Origin of the sequence: Kluyvera chengduensis, from assembly GCF_044197065.1 — a bacterium.
Lineage (GTDB): Bacteria > Pseudomonadota > Gammaproteobacteria > Enterobacterales > Enterobacteriaceae > Kluyvera > Kluyvera ascorbata_C.
This window is the reverse complement of the sequence record NZ_JBIQOI010000001.1, coordinates 138586-164000: the sequence shown is the minus strand read 5'-3', so window position 1 is coordinate 164000 and position 25415 is coordinate 138586. Positions and strand designations below refer to the sequence as shown.

Below are 25415 nucleotides of genomic sequence, written 5' to 3'. Positions count from 1 at the left end.
TAGGAGAAGATCATGGGTTTGTTCGATAAACTGAAATCTCTGGTTTCTGATGATAAAAAAGACACCGGAACCATTGAGATCATTGCACCGCTCTCTGGCGAAATCGTCAACATCGAAGACGTGCCGGACGTAGTGTTTGCTGAGAAAATCGTTGGTGATGGCATTGCTATCAAACCGACCGGTAACAAAATGGTTGCACCGGTTGACGGCACCATCGGTAAAATCTTTGAAACCAACCACGCTTTCTCTATCGAATCCGATAGCGGCATCGAGCTGTTCGTTCACTTCGGTATCGACACCGTTGAACTGAAAGGCGAAGGTTTCACTCGTATCGCGGAAGAAGGCCAGCGCGTTAAAGTTGGCGATACCGTGATTGAGTTCGATCTGGCCCTGCTGGAAGAAAAAGCCAAGTCTACCCTGACTCCGGTGGTTATCTCCAACATGGACGAGATCAAAGAACTGACCAAACTGTCCGGTAGCGTAACCGTGGGCGAAACCCCGGTAATCCGCATTAAAAAATAATGCTTAACCGCATATAAAAATGGCGCCGATTGGCGCCATTTTTTTTACCTGTAGGCCGGATAAGGCGCTTGCGCCGCCATCCGGCGATGGTGCGGCGGATTGCCTGATGGCGCTGCGCTTATCAGGTCTACAACGCTATCGTTTACAGCGCCGACGTCACCGGGCGAAAGCACGGCTCGCGCATCAGAATCTTCATCCCTTCCGGCCCGCTTTCCAGCATCCGACGCTCAGAATCGGACACCAGCAATTCGCACTGATAGCCACCGGTTACGCCAAACATCGCCCGCGCGACGCAGGCATCCTCAAGGGCATCCTGCCCGCTGGTATCAAAATGCCCTACCAGACGGCCATTATGCCGAATAACCAGACGATAACACTTCATCGCACCTCCCCTGCCGGTGGCAGTATTAACTCATCACAACCGCATTTCTGCGTCCAACTCATCACCGCCAGCACTCGCTCTGCCGCCGCATGCGCCGCCGCGGCAAGCGGCTGTTGCTGTACGATGCCGCTAATCAGCTCAGCGCAGAACAGATCGCCCGTACCTTTTAAGTCCGTTTCCAGACGTGGATGTTCAATCACCTCCACCGATTCCGGCGTCACGACGGCGACGGTAATATTGTTTTCCGTCCGTCCAGGCGCGCTGGTGATCACCACCCACTTCAGCGTGGCGCTGAGTAAAGATTTTGCTGCCAGAATTGCTTCATCGAGCGTACGGCAAGGCTTGCCGCTGAGCATTTCCAGCTCGAACACGTTCGGCGTCAGCCCCTGCGCCAACGGCAGCAGATGGGTACGGTAGGCCTCCGGAATTTCAGCCTTCACGTAGATACCGCTGTCGACGTCGCCAATCACCGGGTCAACCAGAATACAGATATCCGGGTGCGACACCTGCACCGTTTTCAGCCACTCGGCCAGCAGCGCAATCTGCTCCGCGCTCCCCATATAGCCCGTCGTGACCGCTTTCAGCTCGCGCAGCGCATCGCGTTCATTCAGCGCCTTCAGATAGCCGCCGAACCACTCACCGGGAATAACGCCGCCGTAGAATGTCTCATAGTGCGGCGTATTGCTGAACAGCACCGTCGGTACGGCAGTCACCCGCAGGCCGTGGGATTTTATTGCTGGCACCGCAATGCTGTTACCTACGCTGCCGTAGACCACCAGCGACTGAACGGCCACGATATCCGTCTGTAAAGCCCGGTGCGTATCGTTGAAGAGCACCGACTGTATTTCACTATCCTGCCCCATCACCTTCTCCTCTGACTCTGGACAGCGGGCTAACGCCTCACTATTATCGTCATATGCTAAAATTCATTTTGTCATAGGTCAATAATGATCGACGGAAAAAGCGCCAACGAAATCTTTGACAGTATTCGTCAGCATATCACCCGCGGGACATTAGCGAAGGGAGAAACGCTGCCGCCGGTGCGTGAACTGGCGACCCAGCTTGGCGTTAACCGCAATACGGTGGCGTCCGCCTACAAGCGGCTGGTCACATCCGGGCTGGCGTTGAGTCTTGGTCGTAACGGCACCGTGGTTAAAGAGACCGCCGCCCCGCTGGCGCTGGAAGGCGGTAATCCGCATACGCCGCTCACCGATCTCTCCAGCGGTAATCCCGCCACGGCACGGCTACCAAACCTGGCACAGTACCTCTCGCGCATCAGCAGCACGCCGCGTCTGTACGGTGATACGCCGGTGTCGCCAGCGCTTGCTGACTGGGCCGCGCGGTGGATGCAGGATGCCATGCCCACAAAAGGTGAAATTGACCTCACCAGCGGAGCAATTGATGCCATTGAGCGCCTTCTGAGCGCCCACCTGTTGCCAGGCGACAGCGTTGCCGTCGAAGACCCCTGCTTTCTAAGCAGCATCAGCATGCTGCGCTACAGCGGCTTTAACGCCAGCCCGGTCAGCATCGACCATGAAGGGATGCAGCCAGAGCAACTGGAGCAGGCGTTGAGTAAAGGCGCTCGTGCCGTGATCCTGACGCCGCGCGCCCATAACCCCACCGGGTGTAGCCTAAGCGCCGCCCGCGCCGCCGCATTACAGCAGGTGCTGAGCCGCTACCCGCAAACGCTGGTAATTATTGACGACCACTTTGCCCTGCTCGCCAAAACGCCCTGGTATCCGGTCATTGCGCCACAGACCCTACATTGGGCGGTCGTTCGCTCAATGTCGAAAACGCTAGGCCCGGACCTACGGTTAGCCTTTGTCGCCAGCGATAGCGCCACCTCGGCGAAGCTGAGGCTGCGGCTTAACGCGGGTAGCCAGTGGGTCAGCCACCTGTTGCAGGACCTGGTCTACGCCTGCTTAAGCGACGCGGACTTCCAGCAATCCCTCGTCCAAACCCGCCAGTTTTACGCCGGACAGCATCAAAAAATGGCGCTGGCGCTCCAGGCGCAAGGGATAAGCAATTTGGTCCCCGGCGATGGCCTGAACTTTTGGCTACCGCTGGAAGGTTCCAGCCATGAAATGGCCTTTGCGCTTGCCAAATCCGGTTGGCTGGTACGCGAAGGCGACGCTTTTGGCGTGCAGGCTCCAGCGCAGGGCCTGCGCATTACGCTTTCAACCCTCAACGATAACGACATCAAGCGGCTGGCTGGCGATATTCACAAGGCCTGACTGTGCGTACGATTATCGCGAAATGAATCAGAAGTTATGGACATTCCTTGATAAGCTGAGCCAGTAGGGTTGCAACATTCCCGGCGGCGCTTTGCTTGGCCGGGCGACAAACCCCGGATGAGGAGAACCTATGCCAGCATCATCACTCAAAGCCGTTATCGAAGCCTGCGACCGCGCCATCTCGCAGGAAGACTACGCCACGCTGATGGAATACTACGCCGACGACGCTACCCTGGTGGTCAAGCCCGGCATGGTCGTCAGCGGCAAAGAGAATATTCGCAAAGCGTTTATTGCCATCGCCGATTACTTTCAGCATCGATTGGTGGTGACGCAGGGGCGAATGGAGATTATTGAAGGCGGCGATAACGCGCTGGTGATTATGGAAACCCGGCTGGATATCCCGCTAGCAGAGGGAGGGTCGACGCAGGTCACGCGGCGCGCCACCTACGTTTTTCAAAAGCTTGCGGGTCGCTGGCTCTGTACCGTAGATAACTCTTACGGCACAGATTTGCTGGATAATCCCGAGGTTTAGATCCCCGCGCCCTGGCTGAAGTGCTCTTCGCCAAACACACCGGTTGAAAGGTAGCGATCGCCGCGATCGCAGATGATCGCTACCACGACGGCTCCCGGATGTTGCTCGGCCACGCGAATTGCCCCGGCTACCGCACCGCCGGAGCTCACGCCGCAGAATACGCCTTCTTTCACCGCCAGCGCGCGCATGGTGTTTTCCGCGTCGTTCTGGTGAATATCCAGTACCTGGTCAACCAGGCTGGCGTTAAAAATACCCGGCATATATTCAGCAGGCCAACGACGAATCCCCGGAATGCTGCTGCCCTCTTCCGGCTGCAAGCCCACAATTGTGACTGCTTTATCCTGCTCTCGTAGGAAGCGCGACACGCCGGTAATAGTGCCGGTGGTGCCCATGCTGGAGACAAAATGGGTAATCCGTCCCGCTGTCTGCTGCCAGATCTCCGGGCCGGTGGTGATGTAGTGTGCGTACGGGTTATCCGGATTGTTGAACTGATCCAGTAGCTTGCCTTCACCGCGCTGGGCCATCTCCAGGGCTAAATCACGCGCCCCTTCCATGCCCTGTTCTTTAGTGACCAGAATCAGCTCAGCACCGTAGGCGCGCATTGCCGCACGTCGTTCCTGGCTCATGTTATCGGGCATCAGCAGCTTCATGCGATAGCCCTTGAGTGCCGCAATCATCGCCAGCGCAATGCCGGTATTACCGCTGGTCGCTTCGATCAGCACATCACCCGGCTTAATTTCACCGCGCTTTTCCGCTTCGACAATCATCGACAGCGCCGCGCGGTCTTTGACCGAGCCCGCCGGGTTGTTGCCTTCCAGCTTGATCCAGATTTCACTGCCGTTATCCGGCCCCAGACGTTGTAATTTGACCAGCGGCGTGTTGCCGATCGTTTGTTCTAATGTATTCACTTCTGCTGTCCAATAAAAAGCCCGGCTGCGTTTCGCTTACCGGGCCTGTCAATATTGCTTTGTAGGCCGGGTAAGCGTAGCGCCACCCGGCAAAACCACGTGCGATTAAGCTATCAGGCCGTTTCTGCCAGAGCAAGCGTCTCATGGCTCTCAATACGCTGGTCGCCGTGATAGAGGCGCGCATTCTGCAAGCCGACAAACAGACGATCGCCGCGCAGCGGCGCGTCGTCACCGCGCATCACCACCGTTAATGGTTCCTGATACCACCCCAGAGGCTGGACAACTAATTGGGTGTAGTGGCCTTTCGGGCTGGCTTCCAGCACCTGAACCGGCAGCGGAGAATCGAGGCTAGTACGACGGCTGACGTCCACCTCCCACGGGCGCAGGAACAAATCCACCGGCCCCTGATAGGACGGCGTATAGCCCAGCGGCCAGCGGTGCGCGCCAACGTGGAACTGCCCACCGCGAATGGTGCCCTGCAGGCGGTTTACTTCGCCCATAAACTCCAGTACGAAGCGGGTCGCGGGCTCGCGCCATACCTGATCCGGCTCATCGGCCTGTTCGATATTGCCCTGACTCATCACCACTACGCGATTGGCAACTTCCATCGCCTCTTCCTGGTCGTGGGTAACGAAGACGCTGGTGAATTTCAGCTCTTCATGCAGCTGGCGCAACCAGCGACGCAGCTCTTTACGCACCTGCGCATCCAGCGCGCCGAACGGTTCGTCGAGCAGTAAAATCTGCGGCTCAACTGCCAGCGCACGAGCCAGCGCCACGCGCTGTTTTTGTCCGCCAGAAAGCTGTGCCGGGAAGCGGTCTGCCAGATGGGCAAGCTGCACCATCTCCAGCAGTTTGGTGACTTTTGCTTTAATGGTCGCGGCGTTTGGACGCTCGCGGCGCGGCAGCACCGTCAGGCCAAAGGCGATGTTGTCAAACACCGTCATATGGCGGAACAGCGCGTAGTGCTGGAACACAAACCCCACTTTACGATCGCGGGCATGCAGACGGCTAACGTCGGTGCCGTGGAAGCGAATATGCCCGCTGGTCTGATGCTCCAGCCCGGCGATAATACGCAGCAGCGTGGTTTTCCCAGAGCCGGAAGGCCCCAGCAGCGCGACCATCTGGCCGGAAGGGATATCCAGAGAGATATCATTCAGCACCTGGGTGCGACCAAAAGACTTCTTAATATTGGCAATCTCAATGCTCATGATTTCCCTCCTGTTGCGCGCGTTTTTCTTGATTATGCAAACGCCACTGCAACGCACTCTTTAAGAACAAGGTCAAAATAGCCATCAGGGTCAGCAACGCGGCGGCGGTAAAGGAACCGACGGTGTTGTAGTCCTGCTCCAGCAGTTCAATCTGTAACGGTAACGACAGGGTCTCGCCGCGAATCGAGCCGGAGACCACCGACACCGCGCCAAACTCGCCGATGGCACGAGCGTTGGTCAGCACCACGCCGTACAGTAGCGCCCAGCGAATGTTAGGCAACGTAACGCGTTTAAACATCTGCCAGCCGGACGCGCCAAGCAGCACCGCTGCTTCGTCTTCCTGGCTGCCCTGGCTCAGCATTACCGGCACCAGTTCGCGAACCACGAACGGACAGGTCACGAAGATGGTGACCAGCACCATGCCCGGCCAGGCAAACATAATTTGCAGGTTATGCGCTTCCAGCCAGCCGCCAAGCGGGCCGTTGGAACCGTAAAACAGCAGATAAACCAGACCCGCGACAACCGGTGAGACGGCAAACGGGATATCCAGCAACGTCAACAGCAGCTGACGCCCCGGGAAGTTAAAGCGTGTCACCAGCCAGGCCAGCAGCACGCCGAACACCAGGTTCACCGGTACGGTAATCAGCGCAATCATCACCGTCAGCCAGATAGCGTGCAGCATGTCCGGGTCGGCCAGGTTATTCAGCACTGGCATCAGCCCTTTGCTGAAGGCCTGGACGAAGATATAAATCATCGGCACCAGCAGGATAAAGGCCGAAACCAGCATCCCAGTACCAATCAGAAACCATTTACCCCAGTTGATGCGGGGTGCGTCATAGCGCTTCAATTGAGTAACTTCCGCCATTAGTGACCTACCACACGTCGACCAAAGCGACTTTGCAAGGTATTGATGGAGAACAGCAGCAGCAGAGAGGCCGCGAGGATAACCGACGCAATCGCGCTCGCCGCCGGATAATCAAACTCCTGCAGGCGAATAAAGATCATCAGCGAGGTCACTTCCGTCTTCCAGGCAATGTTCCCGGCGATGAAAATCACCGCACCAAACTCGCCAAGGCTGCGGGTAAACGACAGCGCGACGCCCGCCACCAGCGCCGGAGAAAGCTCCGGCAGCACCACCTTACGGAAGCTCTGCCAGCGCGTCGCGCCCAGGGTTTCCGCCGCTTCTTCATATTCAGGGCCTAACTCTTCCAGCACCGGCTGAACGGTACGTACCACAAACGGGATGCTGGTGAACGCCATCGCCACCGCGATGCCAAGCCAGGTGTAGGTCACCTTAATATCAAACTTCGCCAGCCACTCGCCGTAGAAACCGTTCACCGAGAACAGCGACGCCAGCGTCAGGCCCGCCACCGCCGTTGGCAGCGCAAACGGCAGGTCCATCAGCGCGTCCAGCAGCGTGCGGCCCGGGAAACGGTAGCGGGTTAAAATCCACGCCATCAGCAGGCCGAACACGCCGTTAAAAATCGATGCCACAAACGCCGACAACAGCGTCACTTTGTAGGCCGCCACCACCTGCGGGTTGGTGATCACTTCCCAGTACTGCGACCAGCTCATCTGCGCCAGTTGCATGACCAGCGCGCTCAGCGGCAGCAGCAGAATTAAACAGACAAACAGCAGACTAGTGCCGAGGCTCAGGGTAAAGCCCGGCAGCACGCGTCTGGAAGAAACTGCAAACATTACTTACGCCCCGCCGCTAACAGCTTGTCCAACTCGCCACCGCTGGCGAAATGCGTTTTCATCACCTCAGGCCACGCGCCAAACTTGTCTTCCACGCGGAACAGTTCGGTCTGCGGGAATTTGTCTTTCAGCTTGTCCATCACCTGCGGGTTGTTCACGCGGTAGTAGTAATCGGTAATGATGGTCTGCGCCTGCGGGCTATACAGATAGTTCAGGTAGGCTTTTGCCGCCTTCTCGGTCCCATTAGCCTTGACGTTTTTGTCCACCCACGCGACCGGGAACTCCGCCAGAATGTTGACCTTCGGCACCACCACTTCGAAGCCCTGATCTTCATACTGCTTACGGATGTTGTTCACTTCGGACTCGAAGGTAATCAACACGTCACCGAGACCACGTTCCACGAAGGTGGTAGTTGCCCCACGGCCGCCGGTATCAAACACTTCGACGTTTTTCAGGAACTGGGTCATAAACTGCTGAGTTTTAGCTTTATCGCCGCCGTCAGCCTGATCTGCCGCGCCCCACGCTGCCAGATAGGTATAGCGCGCGTTGCCGGAGGTTTTCGGGTTCGGGAAAATCAACTTCACATCCGGACGCACCAGGTCATTCCAGCTCTCGATGTGCTTCGGGTTGCCCTTACGCACCAGGAAAGCCATGGTCGAGTAGAACGGTGAGCTGTTATTTGGCAAACGAGACTGCCAGTCGGCCGGAATCAGGTTGCCTTTGTCGTGCAGGATTTGCACATCGGTCACCTGGTTATAAGTTACAACGTCAGCTTTTAAGCCCTGCAAAATAGCCAGCGCCTGCTTGGAAGAGCCAGCATGCGACTGCTTAATGGTCAGCTTGTCACCTGCGTTATCCTTCGCCCACTGCTGCTCAAACGGCGTATTCAGGGCGGCGAACAGCTCACGGGAGACATCATAAGAACTGTTTAACAGCTCCGTCGCCTGTGCTTGTGCCACCAGCAGCATTGAAGCAGCCAGCGCCAGGTATCTTTTTTTCAGTAACTTAATAGCCATTGCGCACCCTATCGTTTGAGGACTCTCTGAGCATCAGTGTATTTATAACGGGGACGAAAGGAGTAACGGTTTTATATACCGTTTGGTGATTTGGAAGTTGAAAAGAGAATAAGGCGTCTGAAGATATTTTCTGAAGCAGGATTCCACAACGATAACACCATTCTGACAACGCTGCCCATCACAGGCAGAGTGCGCTGATGGACACTAGATATGATTTCGCTCGCCAGTTACGACGCCAGCTGACGCCACAGGAGCGTCGGTTGTGGTATTTACTGCGTGACCGGCGTTTTGCGCGTTACAAGTTCCGTCGCCAGCATCCTATGGGGCCGTATATTCTTGATTTTGCCTGCTGTGCTGCTCGCCTGGCGGTGGAGTTGGACGGTGGGCAACATGATGAGCGGGCTGGGTATGATGCGCGAAGAACGGCATGGTTGAGGGGGCAAGGATGGCGGGTGTTGCGGTTCTGGAACAATGAGTTGATGGAGAATGAGGAAGCGGTGTTAGGGAGGATTCTTGAGGCTCTTTAGTTGAGTGTACCCTCACCCCGACCCTCTCCCTGAAAGGGAGAGGGGGAAAGGCAAACCGCACCGAACGGTCCCCTCTCCCTTTCAGGGAGAGGGTTAGGGTGAGGGGGAAGCACCAAACTACAACGCCATCAGCTTATCCAGCGAAGGCGCAAAGTAATACCCACCGGTCACCGGCTTAGTAAAGCGCAGCATCGCGTCACGCTTGCCATCGGTATCACCAAACATACTCAGCAGTTGCTGCTCAATGTTGTGCAGACGTGCGCAGTAGGCGCAGAAATAGAGGCCGTGGGTGCCGCTCGCGGTGCCATAAGGCAGGCTCTGGCGAACAATTTTCAGCCCTTTGCCATCTTCTTTCAGGTCGACGCGGGTCAGGTGAGAGGTTTCCGGGCGCTCGTCGCCGTCAATCTCTTCGTTGGCTTCTTTGGTACGGCCAATCATCATTTCCTGATCCGGCACGCTCATGCGGTTAAGCTGCTTGAGGTTGTGCTCCCAACGCTGAACGAAGACGTAGCTGCCGCCCGCGTCAACGCCGTCTTTAATCACCGCCACTTCACGGCGCGTCTCTTCACCCGCCGGGTTCTCGGTGCCATCAACGAAACCGCTCAGGTCACGTTCTTCAACCCAGCGGAAGCCGTGCACTTCTTCCTGCACGTCCAGGGAATCACCGAACGCCGCCAGCGCCGCCTGGGCAACAGAGAAGTTCACGTCGTGACGCAGCGACAGAATGTGGATCAGCACATCAAACTGCGTAGAAGGCGCAAGTCCTTTACCGTACGGAGGGAAGTCTTTCAGCTCTTCTGCACCGACGCCGCCGCTCAGCTCGCGCCAGGTGTCGTGACCAAACGCTACCACCGCGCCTAAATGCGCGTCCGGGAATTTATCCTGAAACGCCGCCAGCTTTTCGGCAAAAATTTTGCTACCGGCACGCAGGGCGTTAACGTCCCCTTTAACATTGGCTTCAATCCAAATCGCCGCACGGCAATGTTCCGGCAAAATGCCGCTCTGAACCTGAGACATCGCTCCTCCTGAAAATAAAATGCCACGACGTCGTGGCATATAAAAACCTCACACATTGTACCCGCTTTTGGCACCCACGGGGCTATCTGGCGTCAAATTTAGCGCCGCCAGATAATTTTCTTCAATGTCCAGTTTTTCAGGGTATCATCCGGCGGCATCAGACCCTGCGGCCCCTGCCACTCGCCCGAGAACTGATAACTGATGTGCTCGCTGCCTTTGGCTTTACACTCGACGACGTTGCTGTCGTCTCCCGTTGTCGCCTGACAGTTGCCGAAGGCTTTATCGTAAACTTTATTGAACGGGGTACCGACCTTCACGTCATCAGCGGCTTCAATATTGTCATCAAGAACATCAATACGGCTGACGGTACCGCTATCGCCGTTAATCACCAGCGCCAGCTTGTCGCCGCGCAGCGCTTCAAAATAGTGAACGATGTTACCGTCGTGCGCCTTCATCCCGCTACGCAGACGATAGTTGCTGCCGAGCGCATCGCTAATCGCCTGTTCGTTCAGCGCGGTGGACCCATTAAGCCCGCCAACACCCTGCTCCGTTACGCCAGCAGAGGAACCAAACCAGTTCCACGGATAGGCGGCAGACCAGTTCACCGACGACAGCGTAGAACAGCCGGTCAGCGCCAGAGGGAGGGCACACAAAAGTAAACGCAGCGATTTCATTGATACTTCCTATAGATTCAAGTCAGGCCTATTGGAGTCCAGTAAACACAAAAAGTGCCGTCTATTCTGCGACATCCATAAAACAGGCGCGTAAACGCCGGTTAGTGGTGAGCCACCACAGGGCAAAAATATCGAGTAAAAACAGGCTTAATCCCACACCGGAGAGCGCTTCACCGCTCAGCCACATCCACGGCTGCCAGAGCAGTAAAATCAGCTGGGCGAGGATCAATATCGGTCGCAGCAGCCTCCACAAGCCTGGATAAGCCTGTCGCCTCCCACTCAACAAAAAGGCCAGTACCGCCGGTATGCCGGGAAGCAGTCCAATCCAGAAAAGGCTATGGTCGGGATAAAACAGATTCAGCAGCGCATCGCCCTGATCGCGCGATGCCCCTGCCATCAGAAACAGCACCCATGTCCGCGCCTGCAATAGCAGCAGGCACCAGAACAGGAAAGGCAGGCGCAGGCGGCCCTGCGGGTCGTAATCAGCGGGCGAAAACTCAGTACTCTTCATCTTCTATCAGGCGCTTACCTAAACTTTGCGCATCGGCGTGTTCATAGCCTAAACGTTCGTACATGCCAAGTACCACGTCGTTTTCTTCACGCACCATGATCTGGATTTTCGGACAACCGCGGGCAATCAACTTTTTCTCCAGCCGATTGAGCAGCGCATTCGCAATGCCGCGACCACGGTATTCCGGGTGCACCCCCAGGTAGTACGCCGAACCACGATGGCCATCGTAGCCGCCCATAATGGTACCGACCACTTCACCGTTGACTTCGGCGACCAGGAACAGGCTCACGTCGTGGTTAACCTTGCGCTCGATGTCCATCTCCGGGTCATTCCACGGGCGCAACAGATCGCATCGCTCCCACAGGGTGATGACTTCTTCAAAGTCCGACTGGCGAAAAACGCGTATCTCCATGGTATTGCCCGCCTTTTCAGGTTTAAAAACAGTGATTATGGCGTGAACGGGCAATTTAGCCAATATCTGACGCGGCACAGTGAAAAAAATGGCATAATAAGGTACAGACACGTATTGAAATGAAAAGTAAAACAATTCTCATCACGAACAGTCGTAACGAAATTCGCGATACGATATAACATATGGATTCTTGTTTTTACAACTCAGGCCGGAATGAGCACTTTTAAACCCTTAAAAATACTGACTTCGCGCCGCCAGGTGCTAAAAGCCGGATTGGCTGCACTCACGCTGTCGGGGATCGCCTCTCAGGCAGTCGCTAAAGAGACCAATTTAAAAACCAGCAACGGTCACAGCAAACCGGCGAAAAAATCGTCAGGCAGACGCTTAGTGATGCTGGACCCAGGCCACGGCGGTATTGATACCGGCGCTATTGGGCATAATGGTTCGAAAGAGAAACACGTGGTGCTGGCAATCGCCAAAAACGTGCGCGCCATTCTGCAAAAAAATGGCATCGATGCCAAATTGACCCGCTCTGGCGACACCTTCATTCCGCTGTACGACAGGGTCGAGATTGCCCATCAGCACGGCGCGGATCTGTTTATGTCGATTCACGCGGACGGCTTTACCAATCCTTCTGCGGCGGGTGCATCGGTGTTTGCCCTCTCCAACCGCGGGGCCAGTAGCGCCATGGCAAAATACCTGTCGGACAAAGAAAACGCTGCCGATGAACTCGCCGGTAAAAAGGCCAAGGATAAAGACCATCTGCTCCAGCAGGTGCTGTTTGACCTTGTCCAGACCGACACCATTAAAAACAGCCTGACGCTCGGTTCGCACGTGCTGAAGAAAATTAAGCCGGTGCACAAGTTGCACAGCCGCAGTACTGAACAGGCCGCCTTTGTGGTGCTGAAGTCGCCGTCCATTCCGTCGGTGCTGGTGGAAACCTCGTTTATCACCAACCCAGGGGAAGAAAAGCTGCTCGGCACCACCGCGTTCAGGCAGAAAATTGCCAACGCGATTGCCTCCGGCATCATCAGTTATTTCCACTGGTTTGATAACCAGAAAGCCCACGCTAAGAGACGTTAATGACCATCAACGTACAGCAGGTGAAAGCCTTTCTGCTTAAGCTGCAGGACGATATCTGCCAGCAGCTTGAGCACGTAGACGGCGGCGCCTTTATTGAGGATAGCTGGCAGCGTGAAGCCGGCGGCGGCGGTCGCAGCCGGGTACTGCGCGACGGCAAGGTCTTTGAACAGGCCGGGGTGAACTTCTCCCACGTCCACGGCGATGCGATGCCTGCATCCGCTACGGCACATCGCCCTGAACTCGCCGGGCGCAGCTTTGAGGCCATGGGCGTGTCGCTGGTAGTGCACCCGCGTAACCCATATGTGCCGACAAGCCACGCTAACGTGCGCTTCTTTATCGCCGAAAAACCGGGCGCTGAGCCAGTATGGTGGTTCGGCGGCGGCTTCGATTTAACCCCCTACTACGGTTTTCAGGAAGATGCGATTCACTGGCATACCGTCGCTCGCGACCTGTGTCTACCGTTTGGCGAGGATATCTATCCGCGCTATAAAAAGTGGTGCGACGACTATTTTCATCTCAAGCACCGCAACGAGCAGCGCGGCATTGGCGGCCTGTTCTTTGACGACCTGAATACGCCTGATTTCGACCACTGCTTTGGCTTTATGCAGGCGGTGGGGAAAGGCTTCACCAACGCCTACCTGCCGATTGTTGAGCGACGCAAGGCGATGGCGTACGGCGAACGCGAGCGCGATTTCCAGCTCTATCGCCGCGGGCGCTACGTGGAGTTCAATCTGGTGTGGGACCGCGGCACACTATTCGGTCTACAAACCGGCGGGCGCACGGAGTCGATTCTGATGTCGATGCCGCCGCTAGTGCGCTGGGAGTATAACTACCTGCCAGAAGAAGGCAGCCCGGAAGCTGCCTTAAGCGAATTCATTAAAGTGAAAGACTGGCTCCTGTAGCCCGGCCAAGCGAAGCACCGCCGGGGCTAGCTCGGTGCCATCCCGGGGTCGGCGTAAACGCCTCGCCCGGGCGACATGGTTACAGCGGCTGGGTCTGCGCTTCGACTACCGCCAGCGCCACCATATTGACGATACGGCGAACGGAAGCGATCGGCGTCAGGATGTGTACCGGCTTCGATACCCCCATCAGCACTGGCCCCACGGTTACCCCTTCAGAGCTGGATACGCGCAGCAGGTTGTAGCTGATACGCGCCGCTTCCATATTTGGCATCACCAGAATGTTCGCGGAGCCTTTCAGCGGGCTGTCCGGCATGCGGTCATTACGGATGCTTTCCACCAGCGCGGCATCGCCGTGCATCTCACCATCAATCATCAACTCAGGCGCACGCGCCTTCACCAGCTCCAGCGCATCGCGCATTTTGCTGGCTGACGGGCAATCGGACGAACCAAAGTTAGAGTGCGACAGCAGCGCCACGCGCGGTTCAATACCAAAACGACGCACGCTTTCCGCCGCCATCAGGGTAATTTCAGCAATCTGCTCCGGTGTTGGGTCGTTGTTGACGTAGGTATCGGCAATAAAGGTGTTGCCGCTTGGCAGCAGCAGCGCGTTCATTGCGCCCGCGGTGTGAACGCCATCGCGGTAGCCAAACAGCGGCTGTACGGCGCTAAAGTGCTCATGGTAGTCGCCGATGGTGCCGCAGATCATGCCATCAGCTTCACCGCGCAGCACCATAATGGAGCCAATCGCGGTGGTGTTGCTGCGCATTTCACGCTGCGCCTGCTCCTGGGTGATCCCACGGCGTTTCATCAGGCTGTAGTATTCCTGCCAGTACTCTTTAAAGCGCGGGTCGGACTCGTTGTTGACGATTTCAAAGTCCACGCCCGCTTTAATTTGCAGGCCCAGTTTCTGCAAACGCATTTCAATGACGCTTGGGCGGCCAATCAGAATCGGCTTCGCCAGACCCAGCGTGATCAGCTCCTGCGTCGCGTGCAACACGCGGTTATCTTCCCCTTCCGCCAGCACGATGCGCTTCGGCTCTTTACGCGCCTGGGAGAAAATCGGCTTCATGAACAGGTTGGTTTTGTAGACGAACTCGCTCAGTTTTTCGACGTAAGCATCAAAATCGGCAATCGGGCGATTCGCCACGCCGGAATCCATCGCCGCTTTGGCTACCGCAGGGGCGATCTTGACGATCAGGCGCGGATCGAACGGCTTAGGAATAATATATTCCGGGCCAAAGCTCAGGTCCTGGTCGCCGTAGGCGGAGGCCACCACTTCGCTCTGCTCGGCGTGTGCCAGTTCCGCAATTGCGTGGACTGCCGCCAACTTCATCTCTTCGTTAATTGCCGTTGCGCCAACGTCCAGCGCGCCGCGGAAGATGAACGGGAAGCACAGCACGTTGTTCACCTGGTTCGGATAGTCAGAACGGCCGGTACAGATAATGGCATCCGGACGCACTTCTTTCGCCAGCGGCGGCAGAATTTCCGGCTCAGGGTTGGCCAGCGCCAGAATCATCGGCGCGCGTGCCATCTTCTTGACCATCTCCTGAGTCAGCACTTTCGGGCCGGAGCAGCCAAGGAAGATATCAGCATCAGCAATCACGTCGTCGAGGCTGCGTTTACCGTCATCCTTCACCGCGTAAGCGGCTTTGGTTTCCGCCATGTTTGGCTCGCGGCCTTCGTAAATCACGCCCTTCGAGTCGCAGACCACAATATTGTGCTTCTGCATCCCCAGCGCTACCAGCAGGTTCATACAGGCAATCGCCGCCGCGCCCGCGCCGGAAACCACCATGCGCACGTCGGAGATATTTTTCTCGACGACGCGCAGGCCGTTAAGAATAGCCGCGGTGCTGATGATAGCCGTACCGTGCTGATCGTCATGGAACACAGGAATGTTCATGCGATCACGCAGTTTTTGCTCAATGTAGAAACATTCCGGTGCTTTGATATCTTCCAGGTTGATGCCGCCAAAGGTTGGCTCCAGCGCTGCAACCACGTCGATAAATTTGTCAGGGTTGGTTTCGTCCACCTCGATATCGAAAACATCAATACCGGCGAACTTCTTGAACAAAACGCCCTTGCCTTCCATCACCGGTTTACCGGCGAGCGCGCCGATATTCCCCAACCCGAGTACCGCGGTGCCGTTTGACACCACCGCGACCAGGTTGCCGCGCGCCGTATATTTGTACGCCGCCAGCGGGTCTTTTTCGATTTCCAGGCACGGGGCCGCTACGCCCGGAGAGTAGGCCAGCGCAAGGTCGCGCTGCGTTGCCAGCGGTTTGGTCGGGGAGACTTGAATTTTTCCTGGGATAGGGAATTCATGGAAATCGAGGGCACTTTGTTTTAATTGGTCGTCCATTTAGGGTTCCTTTCACGTATCGAACTAAAAGGGTGAAGCGCAATTACGTTCCTGATGCACTCCCGAAGGAAGCGCCTAGTATCGCCTTTGACAGCCCGGTAAACTTTGAAGGCCGCCATACTCTTGCGAACACGCCTTGTTTTGTTATTGATTTATTATCCATATGTTATCAATTATCGATAGCAAGATCATGATATCCATAGATGCTTTTTCGTTATGCCAACCATAACCAAAAAGTTATGGTTTTAATCCAGCTGTCCTTCAAGTCCCGCCTTTACCAGTTCGTCCACCGCATAACGAATTTTCGGCAACATCTGACGGTTTTTCGGCCAGATAGCACTGATGGGCATTTCACCACCCGCGGTTTCGGCCAGCACTTCTACCAGCGCCCCCGACGCCAATGATTCCGCCACCAGCCAGCGTGGAAGCTGCGATAGCCCGCAGCCCGCAAGCGTTGCGGCAAGCATCGCGTCGCCGTCGGCCATCTCAAAAGTAGGCGGCGGCGTGCAGCGCGTTATCTGCCCGTCCGCGGACTTTATCAGCCAGGATATCGGCTGATTACGCCGAAAACCAACCACGCAGCGATGACGAGCGAGCGCGTCGACGCACTGCGGCTCGCCGAACACCTTGAGATATGCGGGAGCCGCGCAGATAACCAGCTTCTGCGTCGTAAGCCTTCTCGCCACCAGCCCGCTGCTGTCCGCCAGTTCACCGATCCGCACCACCAAATCGATCCCCTCTTCAATCAGATCGACAAAGCGTTCGCTAAAGGTCACCGTCAGCGACAGTTCAGGATAACGCTGAGTAATCGCCAGCAGGATGGGGAGAATACGTTGCCGGCCAAAGGCCGACGGCAGGTCAACCCGGAGCCTGCCCGAGGGGTGAATCACGTGGGCGGTAAGTTCCGCTTCTGCCTGCTCAAGGATGTCAATGGCCTGCTGGCAGCGAGAGAGGAAGGCTTCGCCGTCCGGCGTCAGACTCAAACGTCGGGTGGAGCGCTGGAACAGCGTCAACCCGAGGCGCGCTTCCAGGCGGCTCACGCTCTTGCCCACGGCCGATTTAGTCAGCCCCAGCAGCTCTGCAGCGGCGGTAAAACTTCCCTGCTGTGCGGTCGTTACAAAGGCCGTAATACCGCCAAGATTGTCGGTTTTTCGCATCGTTCTTCATCCACTGGATTGCCATCGCTATGCTGTAGCGCATTGGAGAATTTATGTCTACAAAGAAGCAACTCAAACCCTATTTATCGCTTAAATAAAATCAATCATAGTATGCAACGTGATGACGAACCCCCATCATGTGGCAAAGCAGGCCTGTTAAGCCATCATCCTAAATAGTTAAATTAATCATTAAGTTGGTAATCTGGAGAAGACGATGACAACGGCAAACGGTTTTAAACACGTCGGTCTGCTGACGAAAAAAACGACGCAGAGTTTTGAAGAGTTTGTGGCCCACTGGCAGGCAGTACACAGCAAGATTGCCCTCGGGCTACCGGGACTTCGCGGCTATGTGTTGAACCCTATCGACCGCCGGGTCTATCCCGACTCGCCGATCGATGGGTTTTCTGAGCTGTGGTTTGATTCACTGGAGGATGCAATGGCCGCCTTTGCTTCCCCGGTAGGCCAGGAGGCGTTTGACGACGTACCCAATTTCGCCGCCAACGTGGCCGTTACCTACATTACGGAAATCAGAAAACGCTAACCCGAGACCCACTGCGTCGCCCACGCGTCGGCGCTTTGCCAGTTATCGCACTCTGGCTGTGCGGCGTAGCGCACCAGGCGGAAGCGTTGCCCGTCGAAGCGCCAGCGCGTCTGCACGCCGCAGTCGCCTAGCCCGCGGCTCTTATCCAACGTCACCAGCTCCCGCGAGTTCTCATTGAAGGTCAGATTGACCAACTCAATATCGCGGCTGTCGCTTCCAGCGGGCAGAAACGGAAGACGAAGACGAATAGGCGTGGTGATAAAGGGTTTCTTACGCGACACCAGCCAGGCGAGATAGATGGTGTTATAAGCCCCGGATTCACAGCTGGTCATTATCAACGCTTTATCATCGCTTAACGCCGTCACCCAGACTTCACGACGGCCTGGATCCAGTGAGCATTGATTATTGTTCATCCGCCAGGTCCCGAAATCGAGCAGGTCGTTGTACTCGTCGCGACTAAGCGGCATCGGCGCAGGAATCGCTTTCACCACCGACTTTAGCGCCGGTGCGGGCGGTACGCTCATCGGCGGTTCATCCCCTTTGCGCACCCATGCCGTTTCATTCCCCACACGTTTTTGCTGGGCATCGATAAACAGCAGCGCGGCCTTCAGTCCTTTCAGCGACATCACCTGAACGCCCTTCACTAACGTGATGGCATCAGCATCCTGAATTTGCTGAAGGAAGGCATCAATGGTGACACTATCACCGGTCGTCAATAGCTTAGGCTGCACCTTCCAGTGCTCGCCGGTCAGCTTCAGCGGTTGACCGTCCAGCAACAGACGCGGCTCTATCGCCGGTACGGCCGCCACCGGGTTGACCAGACCTCCCAGTTCAATGCGGAGCTGGGCATCGGTGTGCGCCCCCGCGCTGCGACTGAGCGTCATAACCAGGCCATGGTGCAAACCCACGTTGCGCGCTACGCAGAAATTCTGGTTATTACAGGTCACTAACCAGTCAGAGAAAAGCTGCTGCGCCGGGGCCGCCCACGTCAACGACGTCGGGAGCAACCCGATGCAGAAGAAAAAGAGGAGAACGTGGTAACGCATGGACGGTACAACCCCAGAAGAAAAAAACATCAATATACTGGGGGGTATCTTCACTAGCGAAGCGGCGAGTCTCAATCAGAATTATCGGATTGAGCATTGTCCTTTATTGCGGCATAAGGCCAGAACTTTGCAGATACTGAAGTAAAATCACTGTCTTACCGTCGCAAATTTCGCCACTACGAATCATCTCAATTGCCTGCGCGAACGGTAATTCCAGCACATCAATGTCTTCATCCTCCACCCCACCACCGTTATTTTGCCGCAGACGCTCATCGTATTCGGCAATGAAGAAGTGAACTATCTCGGTAACGCCACCCGGCGACATATAAAGCTGGAAGACCTTACGCACGTTACTCACCTGGTAGCCGGTCTCTTCAATCGCCTCTTTGCGGATGCAGGCTTCCGGCTCATCATCGTCCAGTAGCCCCGCGCAGGTTTCAATCAGCATACCGTCGAGGTTGCCGTTAACCCAGGTGGCGACACGGAACTGACGCACCAGCACCACGCTCTGTTTCTGGCGGTTATAAAGCAGCACCGTCGCACCGTTGCCACGGTCGTAGACTTCACGTTTGTGCTGGACGACTTCGCCGTTTCGCTGGGTTAAATCGTAGGTGATATTGCGCAGGACAAAGTAGTTATCGGAGAGGATTTTATCTTTGATGACGGTGATATTCAGGGACATGCGGGCTCCACGGCGTAATACAGATAAGACATATTACGCCGCCGAGCCCGGCTATCGTCAATGCGCTGGGGTTATTTTTACCCCCAGCCAGTCGAGAATACCCTGCGCGGCATGCCGTCCTTCCGCCATGGCCGTCACCACCAAATCAGCCCCACGTACCGCGTCACCACCAGCGAAAATCTGCGGGTTGCTGGTCTGATAGCGGTAAGGCGAATTGACGTTAGCGCGGATACGTCCCCAGTCATCGACATCAACCCCTTTGGCATTGAGCCACGGCATGCTATGCGGATGGAAACCAAAAGCCATGATCACCGCATCGGCGGGCATCACAAATTCACTGCCGGGGATAGGCATAGGACGTCGGCGGCCCTGAGCATCCGGCTCACCAAGCTGAGTGCGCAGCAGGCGAATACCGCAAACGTGGCCATTGTCATCCAGCTCCAGCGTCACCGGCTGAACGTTAAATTCAAACTCGGCGCCCTCTTCTTTGGCGTTCTTGACCTCTTTTTTCGACCCCGGCATGTTGGCTTCGTCACGACGATAGGCACAGGTCACTTTTTGCGCGCCGTGGCGCAGCGCGGTACGCACGCAGTCCATCGCCGTGTCGCCGCCGCCGAGCACCACCACGTTCAGCCCTTTGGTATTGATGTAAGGCTCGTCTGGTAGCTCACTGATACCCATCACGTTTTTGGTATTAGCAATCAAGAACGGCAGGGCATCGTAAACGCCCGGCGCGTCTTCATTTGGCAGGTCGGCCTTCATCGAGCGATAGGTCCCAACGCCGACAAACACCGCGTCGTAATCGGCAAGCAGCGTCTCCAGGGCGATATCTTTACCAATCTCGCAGTTCAGCTCAAAACGGATCCCCATTTCGGTGAAGATCTCACGACGGCGCGCCATCAGCGATTTATCCAGCTTGAAGGAAGGGATGCCGAAGGTCAGCAGGCCGCCGATTTCCGGATGGCGGTCAAATACCACTGGCTCTACCCCCTGACGCACCAGGATATCGGCGCACGCCAGCCCCGCCGGACCCGCGCCGATAATCGCCACTCGCTTGCCGCTGCTGGCAACGTTACCGACGGTAGGCCGCCAGCCTTTAGCCAGCGCGCGGTCTGAGATATAGCGTTCGATATTACCGATAGTCACCGCGCCATGTTCATCACGAATGGTGCAGGCCCCTTCGCAGAGTCGGTCCTGCGGGCAGACACGACCGGTGATTTCCGGCAGCGGGTTGGTCTGATGCGACAACTCTACCGCTGCGTCGATATCCCCGGCGTTCACCCGTTCAATCCACTGCGGGATATGGTTGTGCAACGGGCAGGTCCATTCGCAGATGCTGTGCTCTCCACAGGTCAGGCAGCGAGAAGAGGCCTGCTGCGCCTGATCTTCCTGCAGCGGCAGATAGATCTCTGCAAAGCCGGTTTTGCGGGCCGCGATGTTGAGCTTATCGGCCTCGCCGCGCGCTGGCGTTTGTGCCATCTGCTCGACTTTACTGCGCTTCACTTCCGGCGCAACAGCGCGGCTGCCGCTGTGCCACGGCTGCGCTTCCCGGCAGGCGGTCTGTAGACGGCGGTTTTTGGCAATGTCGGTAAGCTGCTGACTGGTCATCAACTGAAGCGCATCCGCCGGACAGTTTTCCACACACGCCGGACCCGCCGCGCGGTCATGGCACAGATCGCATTTGTGGGCGCTCGCTTTAACGCGCCCCTCTTTGGTTGGCGTCAGCACTATTTGCATGGTGCCAAACGGGCAGGCAACGACGCAGGATTTGCAGCCGATGCATTTCGCCTGATCGACCAGAATAGCATCATCACTCTGACGAATAGCGCCGTTCGGGCAGCTACGCGCGCAGGGGGCATCCTCGCAGTGATGGCAGGTTGCCGCCCCTCGCTGGTTATTCATCTTTACGGTCGTAATACGCGGAATAAACTGAGCAGGAGTTAGCACATGCTGCTCATTGTTATGCGACATTACGCAGGCTACTTCACACGCCTTGCATCCAATGCATTTTTGGCTATCTACCCTAATAAAACGGTTCATACATTCTCAGCCTATGGTTCAAATTAACCTTATATTTATAAGTTCTATTTATTAGCCGAGTATTCCTCACCCAGGCAATGTCCATTTGCCCAGAAACGGGGACTATTTATCAGTATGATGTGGCAGATCAAAAAATTTCAGCTTCAATGAAATTACGTTTCAGGTTCTGAGGCTGGCAGCGTAAGGATGTGCAAACCGTTTCAGGAAAGCGGAATGATAATTTACATTATCTCCTTTTTTTCTCCACGATTGCCGGGAGCCTTACGGCTACAGTGTTTCACGCAATTCAATACATAAAAAAATGAACAACACGAGGTTCGGATCCTGATGGCGAATTTCTTTATTGATCGCCCCATTTTTGCTTGGGTGCTGGCAATCCTATTGTGCCTCACAGGGGCCCTGGCGATATTTTCTTTACCCGTTGAGCAATACCCGGATCTCGCGCCTCCGAACGTGCGCGTGACGGCGAACTATCCTGGCGCCTCCGCGCAAACGCTGGAAAACACCGTCACGCAGGTTATCGAGCAGAATATGACCGGTATCGATAACCTGATGTACATGTCCTCACAAAGTAGCGCCACCGGGCAGGCAACCATCACCTTAAGCTTCGTCGCGGGAACCGACCCTGACGAAGCGGTGCAGCAGGTGCAAAACCAGCTGCAAACCGCGATGAATAAGCTGCCGCAGGCGGTACAAACTCAGGGCGTCACGGTCCGCAAAACCGGTGATACCAACATCCTGACCATTGCGTTTGTCTCCACCGATGGCAGCATGGATAAGCAGGATATTTCCGACTACGTTGCCAGTAACGTTCAGGACCCTATCAGCCGCGTCGATGGTGTAGGCGATATCGACGCCTATGGTTCGCAGTATTCGATGCGTATCTGGCTGGACCCAGCCAAGCTTAACAGCTACCAGATGACCACGGCCGACGTGACGGATGCGATTAAATCGCAGAACGCCCAGATTGCGGTTGGCCAGCTTGGCGGCACACCGTCTATCGACAAGCAGGCGCTGAACGCCACCATCAACGCTCAATCTCTGCTGCAAACACCGCAGCAGTTCCGCGATATTACTCTGCGCGTCAACCAGGACGGTTCAGAGGTGACGTTGGGCGACGTCGCCACCGTGGAAATGGGTGCCGAAAAATACGACTACCTCAGCCGCTACAACCGCAATCCGGCCTCCGGTTTAGGGATTAAACTCGCCTCCGGTGCCAACGAAATGGCCACCGCCGAGCGGGTTATCCAGCGTCTGGACGAATTGAAGCAGTACTTCCCGCACGGGCTGGAATATAAGGTGGCCTACGAGACCACCTCGTTCGTTAAAGCCTCTATCAAGGACGTGGTAAAAACGCTGCTGGAAGCTATCCTGCTCGTGTTCCTGGTGATGTACCTGTTCCTGCAGAACTTCCGCGCCACGCTGATTCCGACCATTGCCGTTCCCGTGGTATTGATGGGCACCTTCGCCATCCTCTATGCCTGCGGATACAGCATAAACACGCTGACGATGTTCGCGATGGTGCTTGCCATCGGCCTGCTGGTGGATGATGCCATCGTGGTGGTCGAGAACGTTGAGCGAATAATGAGTACCGAGGGGCTCACGCCACGGCAGGCGACGCGCAAATCGATGGGACAAATTCAGGGCGCGCTGGTGGGTATCGCCATGGTGTTATCGGCGGTCTTTATTCCGATGGCCTTCTTCGGCGGCACCACCGGGGCAATCTATCGCCAGTTCTCCATTACCATTGTCTCGGCGATGGTGCTGTCGGTGCTGGTGGCGATGATTCTGACCCCGGCGCTCTGCGCGACGATCCTCAAACCCATTCATAAAGGAGAAGTGCACGGCACCAAAGGCTTCTTCGGCTGGTTCAACCGCCACTTTGATGCCAGCGCGCGTCGCTATGAGTCGGGCGTGGCCAAAATCCTCCATCGCAGCATTCGCTGGATGCTGATTTACGTGCTGCTGCTGGGCGGCATGGTGTTCCTGTTCCTGCGCCTGCCCTCTTCCTTCCTACCGCTGGAAGACCGCGGCATGTTCACCACCTCCGTACAGCTGCCAAGTGGTTCAACCCAACAGCAGACGCTGAAGGTGGTTGAACAAGTTGAAGACTATTTCTTCAAAAACGAGAAAGACAACGTCACGTCGATATTTGCCACCATCGGCTCCGGCCCCGGCGGTAATGGTCAAAACGTCGCGCGTATGTTCGTGCGCCTGAAAGACTGGGACGAACGTGACAGCAAAACCGGCACCTCGTTTGCCATTATCGAACGCGCCACTAAAGCGCTGAACAAAATCAAAGAAGCCCGTGTCTACGCCAGCAGCCCACCGGCCATTAGCGGCCTCGGAAGCTCTGCCGGTTTCGATATGGAGTTGCAGGATCACGCCGGTGCCGGGCACGATGCGCTGATGGCGGCCCGCGATAAGCTGCTGGAACTGGCGGGCAACGATCCTGAGTTAACCCGCGTACGCCACAACGGTCTGGACGATAGCCCGCAGCTGCAGGTCGATATCGATCAGCGTAAAGCACAGGCGCTGGGCGTCTCTATTGATGATATCAACGACACGCTGCAAACCGCATGGGGCTCAAGCTACGTGAACGACTTTATGGATCGCGGACGCGTGAAGAAAGTGTACGTTCAGGCCGCAGCAAAATACCGCATGCTGCCGGAAGATATGAACCTGTGGTACGTGCGCAATAATGCCGGGCAGATGGTGCCGTTCTCCGCCTTTGCCACTTCACGCTGGGAGACCGGCTCACCACGTCTGGAGCGCTATAACGGCTATTCAGCGGTTGAAATTATTGGTGAGGCCGCGCCAGGCGTCAGTACCGGTACCGCCATGGACGTGATGCAAAATCTGGTGCAGCAGCTGCCGACCGGCTTCGGCCTTGAGTGGACGGCGATGTCCTATCAGGAACGGCTGTCGGGCGCACAGGCTCCGGCGCTGTACGCCATCTCGCTGCTGGTCGTCTTCCTCTGCCTGGCGGCGCTGTATGAGAGCTGGTCCGTACCGTTCTCGGTCATGCTGGTGGTTCCGCTGGGGGTTATCGGCGCACTGCTGGCGACCTGGATGCGCGGGCTGGAAAACGACGTTTACTTCCAGGTGGGGCTGCTAACGGTCATCGGGCTATCGGCGAAAAACGCCATTCTGATCGTCGAATTTGCCAACGATCTGAACCAGAAAGGGGAAGATCTACTGACCGCAACGCTTGAAGCCTGCCGCCAGCGTCTGCGCCCGATCTTAATGACCTCGCTGGCCTTTATCTTCGGCGTGCTGCCAATGGCCCTCACCACGGGCGCAGGCTCCGGCGGCCAACATGCCGTGGGTACCGGCGTGGTGGGGGGGATGATTTCCGCGACGATTTTGGCTATCTTCTTTGTGCCGCTGTTCTTTGTGCTGGTGCGCCGCCGCTTCCCGCTAAAAGAGAAGCCGGAATAGCGGGTAAGCCCTAAAAACAGAAAAGGCGACATGATGAATGTCGCCTTTTGACCTTTATGTGATGCAACTACTCTGTACTGCAAACAACACCATCATGGTTATTGAAAGAACACAGCGCTTTTAAATCACATTGCTGAAAATTATTTACGAAGCATCACTTCAATAAAATCTTTCCAGTTCCCCAGTTCACGTTCGATCATAACTACCTCTCTTATTATTATGCGTATTTTACGTACAAATGTATGACCTGTGAATACGGTTAATCCGATTACTTTGATTGCCGCTGCCAACCTTTCTTTACTGCTTGAGGTCACTATGGGCCGGAATTTTGACATTTAATGTGACGAACAGCAACATTCTGAAATAGTTATCAGAATGTGAATCATATGATACAAATTTACCCTACGACAAAGCAATCAAACTACGTCAAAGCACGTAGCTAGCATGATAAACTGCCCGCTTTTCAGCCGCTTTGGCCGGAGGAAATTAAAACGGGCAGCGGCCTGAATTACGTGTATATTCG

The 25415-nt window shown here is 56.0% G+C and carries 25 protein-coding genes; 8 read left to right on the top strand and 17 right to left on the bottom strand.

Annotated elements, in window-relative coordinates:
• The first annotated feature begins 12 nt into the window (after window positions 1-12).
• Entirely contained in the window at window positions 13-522 is a 510-nt protein-coding gene (gene crr, locus ACH1XZ_RS00720) for a PTS glucose transporter subunit IIA (RefSeq protein WP_035896914.1), read from the top strand.
• Window positions 523-664: 142 nt separating this feature from the next.
• On the opposite strand, the gene ACH1XZ_RS00715 is transcribed toward crr, so the two are convergent.
• Complete coding sequence (locus ACH1XZ_RS00715; RefSeq protein ID WP_395593931.1) at window positions 665-904, bottom strand: cytoplasmic protein; 240 nt, start codon at window positions 902-904, stop codon at window positions 665-667.
• Window positions 901-1767, bottom strand: a complete 867-nt coding sequence (pdxK, locus tag ACH1XZ_RS00710) for a pyridoxine/pyridoxal/pyridoxamine kinase (RefSeq protein ID WP_395593930.1) — start codon at window positions 1765-1767, stop codon at window positions 901-903. Before pdxK ends, ACH1XZ_RS00715 begins: the two co-directional genes overlap by 4 nt.
• A gap of 84 nt (window positions 1768-1851) precedes the next feature.
• Between pdxK and ptsJ the strand changes: the two genes are divergently transcribed.
• Together ptsJ and ACH1XZ_RS00700 are read left to right on the top strand one after the other, a co-directional pair.
• Window positions 1852-3138 carry a MocR-like B6 salvage transcription factor PtsJ gene (ptsJ, locus tag ACH1XZ_RS00705; RefSeq protein WP_395593929.1) on the top strand — a complete coding sequence of 429 codons (1287 nt, stop codon included), beginning with the start codon at window positions 1852-1854 and terminating at the stop codon, window positions 3136-3138.
• A gap of 130 nt (window positions 3139-3268) precedes the next feature.
• Entirely contained in the window at window positions 3269-3670 is a 402-nt protein-coding gene (locus tag ACH1XZ_RS00700; protein ID WP_395593928.1) for a YybH family protein, read from the top strand.
• Here the strand turns inward: ACH1XZ_RS00700 and cysM are convergent.
• From cysM to ACH1XZ_RS00675, 5 genes are all read right to left on the bottom strand, one after another.
• Window positions 3667-4578, bottom strand: coding sequence for a cysteine synthase CysM (gene cysM, locus ACH1XZ_RS00695; protein ID WP_395593927.1), 912 nt, complete (start codon window positions 4576-4578; stop codon window positions 3667-3669). The genes ACH1XZ_RS00700 and cysM overlap by 4 nt on opposite strands.
• A gap of 113 nt (window positions 4579-4691) precedes the next feature.
• Window positions 4692-5786, bottom strand: a complete 1095-nt coding sequence (gene cysA, locus ACH1XZ_RS00690; RefSeq protein ID WP_395593926.1) for a sulfate/thiosulfate ABC transporter ATP-binding protein CysA — start codon at window positions 5784-5786, stop codon at window positions 4692-4694.
• The gene (gene cysW / locus ACH1XZ_RS00685; protein WP_395593925.1) at window positions 5776-6651 is read right to left on the bottom strand and encodes a sulfate/thiosulfate ABC transporter permease CysW; all 876 of its coding nucleotides are present in this window, start codon (window positions 6649-6651) and stop codon (window positions 5776-5778) included. The genes cysA and cysW overlap by 11 nt, the downstream gene beginning before the upstream one ends.
• Window positions 6651-7484 (bottom strand): sulfate/thiosulfate ABC transporter permease CysT, encoded by an 834-nt coding sequence (gene cysT / locus ACH1XZ_RS00680; protein WP_185669904.1) that lies wholly within the window; start codon window positions 7482-7484, stop codon window positions 6651-6653. The genes cysW and cysT overlap by 1 nt, the downstream gene beginning before the upstream one ends.
• A complete protein-coding gene (locus tag ACH1XZ_RS00675) occupies window positions 7484-8500 on the bottom strand; it encodes a sulfate ABC transporter substrate-binding protein (RefSeq protein WP_395593924.1) in 1017 nt (338 codons plus the stop codon). The genes cysT and ACH1XZ_RS00675 overlap by 1 nt, the downstream gene beginning before the upstream one ends.
• 197 nt (window positions 8501-8697) lie before the next feature.
• Here ACH1XZ_RS00675 and ACH1XZ_RS00670 point away from each other — a divergent pair, with 197 nt between their 5' ends.
• Window positions 8698-9027 carry an endonuclease domain-containing protein gene (locus ACH1XZ_RS00670; protein ID WP_395593923.1) on the top strand — a complete coding sequence of 110 codons (330 nt, stop codon included), beginning with the start codon at window positions 8698-8700 and terminating at the stop codon, window positions 9025-9027.
• 117 nt (window positions 9028-9144) lie between these two features.
• Here ACH1XZ_RS00670 and ACH1XZ_RS00665 read toward each other — a convergent pair whose 3' ends face one another.
• The 4 genes from ACH1XZ_RS00665 to ACH1XZ_RS00650 all read right to left on the bottom strand — a co-directional run bounded on the left by ACH1XZ_RS00665 (window position 9145) and on the right by ACH1XZ_RS00650 (window position 11641).
• Window positions 9145-10044 (bottom strand): Dyp-type peroxidase, encoded by a 900-nt coding sequence (locus ACH1XZ_RS00665; protein WP_395593922.1) that lies wholly within the window; start codon window positions 10042-10044, stop codon window positions 9145-9147.
• 98 nt (window positions 10045-10142) lie between these two features.
• Window positions 10143-10718, bottom strand: a complete 576-nt coding sequence (locus ACH1XZ_RS00660) for an RpoE-regulated lipoprotein (RefSeq protein WP_395593921.1) — start codon at window positions 10716-10718, stop codon at window positions 10143-10145.
• A gap of 61 nt (window positions 10719-10779) precedes the next feature.
• On the bottom strand, window positions 10780-11229 hold the full coding sequence (locus ACH1XZ_RS00655; protein ID WP_395593920.1) for a DUF2919 domain-containing protein: 450 nt from the start codon (window positions 11227-11229) through the stop codon (window positions 10780-10782).
• On the bottom strand, window positions 11216-11641 hold the full coding sequence (locus ACH1XZ_RS00650; protein ID WP_035891508.1) for a GNAT family acetyltransferase: 426 nt from the start codon (window positions 11639-11641) through the stop codon (window positions 11216-11218). The genes ACH1XZ_RS00655 and ACH1XZ_RS00650 overlap by 14 nt, the downstream gene beginning before the upstream one ends.
• A 213-nt stretch (window positions 11642-11854) precedes the next feature.
• Between ACH1XZ_RS00650 and amiA the strand changes: the two genes are divergently transcribed.
• Both amiA and hemF read left to right on the top strand, forming a co-directional pair.
• Window positions 11855-12724: an N-acetylmuramoyl-L-alanine amidase AmiA gene (gene amiA / locus ACH1XZ_RS00645; RefSeq protein WP_395593919.1), complete on the top strand. Its 870-nt coding sequence runs from the start codon at window positions 11855-11857 to the stop codon at window positions 12722-12724.
• Complete coding sequence (gene hemF / locus ACH1XZ_RS00640) at window positions 12724-13626, top strand: oxygen-dependent coproporphyrinogen oxidase (protein WP_395593918.1); 903 nt, start codon at window positions 12724-12726, stop codon at window positions 13624-13626. The genes amiA and hemF overlap by 1 nt, the downstream gene beginning before the upstream one ends.
• A 79-nt stretch (window positions 13627-13705) precedes the next feature.
• On the opposite strand, the gene maeB is transcribed toward hemF, so the two are convergent.
• Both maeB and ACH1XZ_RS00630 read right to left on the bottom strand, forming a co-directional pair.
• Complete coding sequence (maeB, locus tag ACH1XZ_RS00635; RefSeq protein ID WP_395593917.1) at window positions 13706-15985, bottom strand: NADP-dependent oxaloacetate-decarboxylating malate dehydrogenase; 2280 nt, start codon at window positions 15983-15985, stop codon at window positions 13706-13708.
• A gap of 245 nt (window positions 15986-16230) precedes the next feature.
• Window positions 16231-17142: a LysR family transcriptional regulator gene (locus ACH1XZ_RS00630; protein WP_395593916.1), complete on the bottom strand. Its 912-nt coding sequence runs from the start codon at window positions 17140-17142 to the stop codon at window positions 16231-16233.
• A gap of 214 nt (window positions 17143-17356) precedes the next feature.
• Between ACH1XZ_RS00630 and ACH1XZ_RS00625 the strand changes: the two genes are divergently transcribed.
• On the top strand, window positions 17357-17683 hold the full coding sequence (locus tag ACH1XZ_RS00625) for an EthD family reductase (RefSeq protein ID WP_395593915.1): 327 nt from the start codon (window positions 17357-17359) through the stop codon (window positions 17681-17683).
• On the opposite strand, the gene ACH1XZ_RS00620 is transcribed toward ACH1XZ_RS00625, so the two are convergent.
• The 3 genes from ACH1XZ_RS00620 to aegA form a co-directional block, all read right to left on the bottom strand.
• Window positions 17680-18729, bottom strand: a complete 1050-nt coding sequence (locus ACH1XZ_RS00620) for a DUF1176 domain-containing protein (protein ID WP_395593914.1) — start codon at window positions 18727-18729, stop codon at window positions 17680-17682. The two genes, ACH1XZ_RS00625 and ACH1XZ_RS00620, sit on opposite strands and share 4 nt — an antisense overlap.
• A gap of 103 nt (window positions 18730-18832) precedes the next feature.
• Window positions 18833-19411, bottom strand: a complete 579-nt coding sequence (gene nudK, locus ACH1XZ_RS00615; RefSeq protein WP_395593913.1) for a GDP-mannose pyrophosphatase NudK — start codon at window positions 19409-19411, stop codon at window positions 18833-18835.
• Window positions 19412-19468: 57 nt separating this feature from the next.
• Entirely contained in the window at window positions 19469-21451 is a 1983-nt protein-coding gene (aegA, locus tag ACH1XZ_RS00610; protein WP_395593912.1) for a formate-dependent uric acid utilization protein AegA, read from the bottom strand.
• 327 nt (window positions 21452-21778) lie between these two features.
• Here aegA and acrD point away from each other — a divergent pair, with 327 nt between their 5' ends.
• Complete coding sequence (acrD, locus tag ACH1XZ_RS00605; RefSeq protein ID WP_395593911.1) at window positions 21779-24892, top strand: multidrug efflux RND transporter permease AcrD; 3114 nt, start codon at window positions 21779-21781, stop codon at window positions 24890-24892.
• 140 nt (window positions 24893-25032) lie between these two features.
• Here acrD and ypfM read toward each other — a convergent pair whose 3' ends face one another.
• Window positions 25033-25092 carry a protein YpfM gene (ypfM, locus tag ACH1XZ_RS00600; RefSeq protein ID WP_001386977.1) on the bottom strand — a complete coding sequence of 20 codons (60 nt, stop codon included), beginning with the start codon at window positions 25090-25092 and terminating at the stop codon, window positions 25033-25035.
• Window positions 25093-25415: the final 323 nt, after the last annotated feature.

Bases quoted from the DNA above. Each gene is read 5' to 3' on its own strand.
- crr (WP_035896914.1), top strand. From the start codon at position 13: ATGGGTTTGTTCGATAAACTGAAATCTCTGGTTTCTGATGATAAAAAA.
- ACH1XZ_RS00715 (WP_395593931.1), bottom strand. From the start codon at position 904: ATGAAGTGTTATCGTCTGGTTATTCGGCATAATGGCCGTCTGGTAGGG.
- pdxK (WP_395593930.1), bottom strand. From the start codon at position 1,767: ATGGGGCAGGATAGTGAAATACAGTCGGTGCTCTTCAACGATACGCAC.
- ptsJ (WP_395593929.1), top strand. From the start codon at position 1,852: ATGATCGACGGAAAAAGCGCCAACGAAATCTTTGACAGTATTCGTCAG.
- ACH1XZ_RS00700 (WP_395593928.1), top strand. From the start codon at position 3,269: ATGCCAGCATCATCACTCAAAGCCGTTATCGAAGCCTGCGACCGCGCC.
- cysA (WP_395593926.1), bottom strand. From the start codon at position 5,786: ATGAGCATTGAGATTGCCAATATTAAGAAGTCTTTTGGTCGCACCCAG.
- cysW (WP_395593925.1), bottom strand. From the start codon at position 6,651: ATGGCGGAAGTTACTCAATTGAAGCGCTATGACGCACCCCGCATCAAC.
- cysT (WP_185669904.1), bottom strand. From the start codon at position 7,484: ATGTTTGCAGTTTCTTCCAGACGCGTGCTGCCGGGCTTTACCCTGAGC.
- ACH1XZ_RS00675 (WP_395593924.1), bottom strand. From the start codon at position 8,500: ATGGCTATTAAGTTACTGAAAAAAAGATACCTGGCGCTGGCTGCTTCA.
- ACH1XZ_RS00670 (WP_395593923.1), top strand. From the start codon at position 8,698: ATGGACACTAGATATGATTTCGCTCGCCAGTTACGACGCCAGCTGACG.
- ACH1XZ_RS00665 (WP_395593922.1), bottom strand. From the start codon at position 10,044: ATGTCTCAGGTTCAGAGCGGCATTTTGCCGGAACATTGCCGTGCGGCG.
- ACH1XZ_RS00660 (WP_395593921.1), bottom strand. From the start codon at position 10,718: ATGAAATCGCTGCGTTTACTTTTGTGTGCCCTCCCTCTGGCGCTGACC.
- ACH1XZ_RS00655 (WP_395593920.1), bottom strand. From the start codon at position 11,229: ATGAAGAGTACTGAGTTTTCGCCCGCTGATTACGACCCGCAGGGCCGC.
- ACH1XZ_RS00650 (WP_035891508.1), bottom strand. From the start codon at position 11,641: ATGGAGATACGCGTTTTTCGCCAGTCGGACTTTGAAGAAGTCATCACC.
- amiA (WP_395593919.1), top strand. From the start codon at position 11,855: ATGAGCACTTTTAAACCCTTAAAAATACTGACTTCGCGCCGCCAGGTG.
- hemF (WP_395593918.1), top strand. From the start codon at position 12,724: ATGACCATCAACGTACAGCAGGTGAAAGCCTTTCTGCTTAAGCTGCAG.
- maeB (WP_395593917.1), bottom strand. From the start codon at position 15,985: ATGGACGACCAATTAAAACAAAGTGCCCTCGATTTCCATGAATTCCCT.
- ACH1XZ_RS00630 (WP_395593916.1), bottom strand. From the start codon at position 17,142: ATGCGAAAAACCGACAATCTTGGCGGTATTACGGCCTTTGTAACGACC.
- ACH1XZ_RS00625 (WP_395593915.1), top strand. From the start codon at position 17,357: ATGACAACGGCAAACGGTTTTAAACACGTCGGTCTGCTGACGAAAAAA.
- ACH1XZ_RS00620 (WP_395593914.1), bottom strand. From the start codon at position 18,729: ATGCGTTACCACGTTCTCCTCTTTTTCTTCTGCATCGGGTTGCTCCCG.
- nudK (WP_395593913.1), bottom strand. From the start codon at position 19,411: ATGTCCCTGAATATCACCGTCATCAAAGATAAAATCCTCTCCGATAAC.
- aegA (WP_395593912.1), bottom strand. From the start codon at position 21,451: ATGAACCGTTTTATTAGGGTAGATAGCCAAAAATGCATTGGATGCAAG.
- acrD (WP_395593911.1), top strand. From the start codon at position 21,779: ATGGCGAATTTCTTTATTGATCGCCCCATTTTTGCTTGGGTGCTGGCA.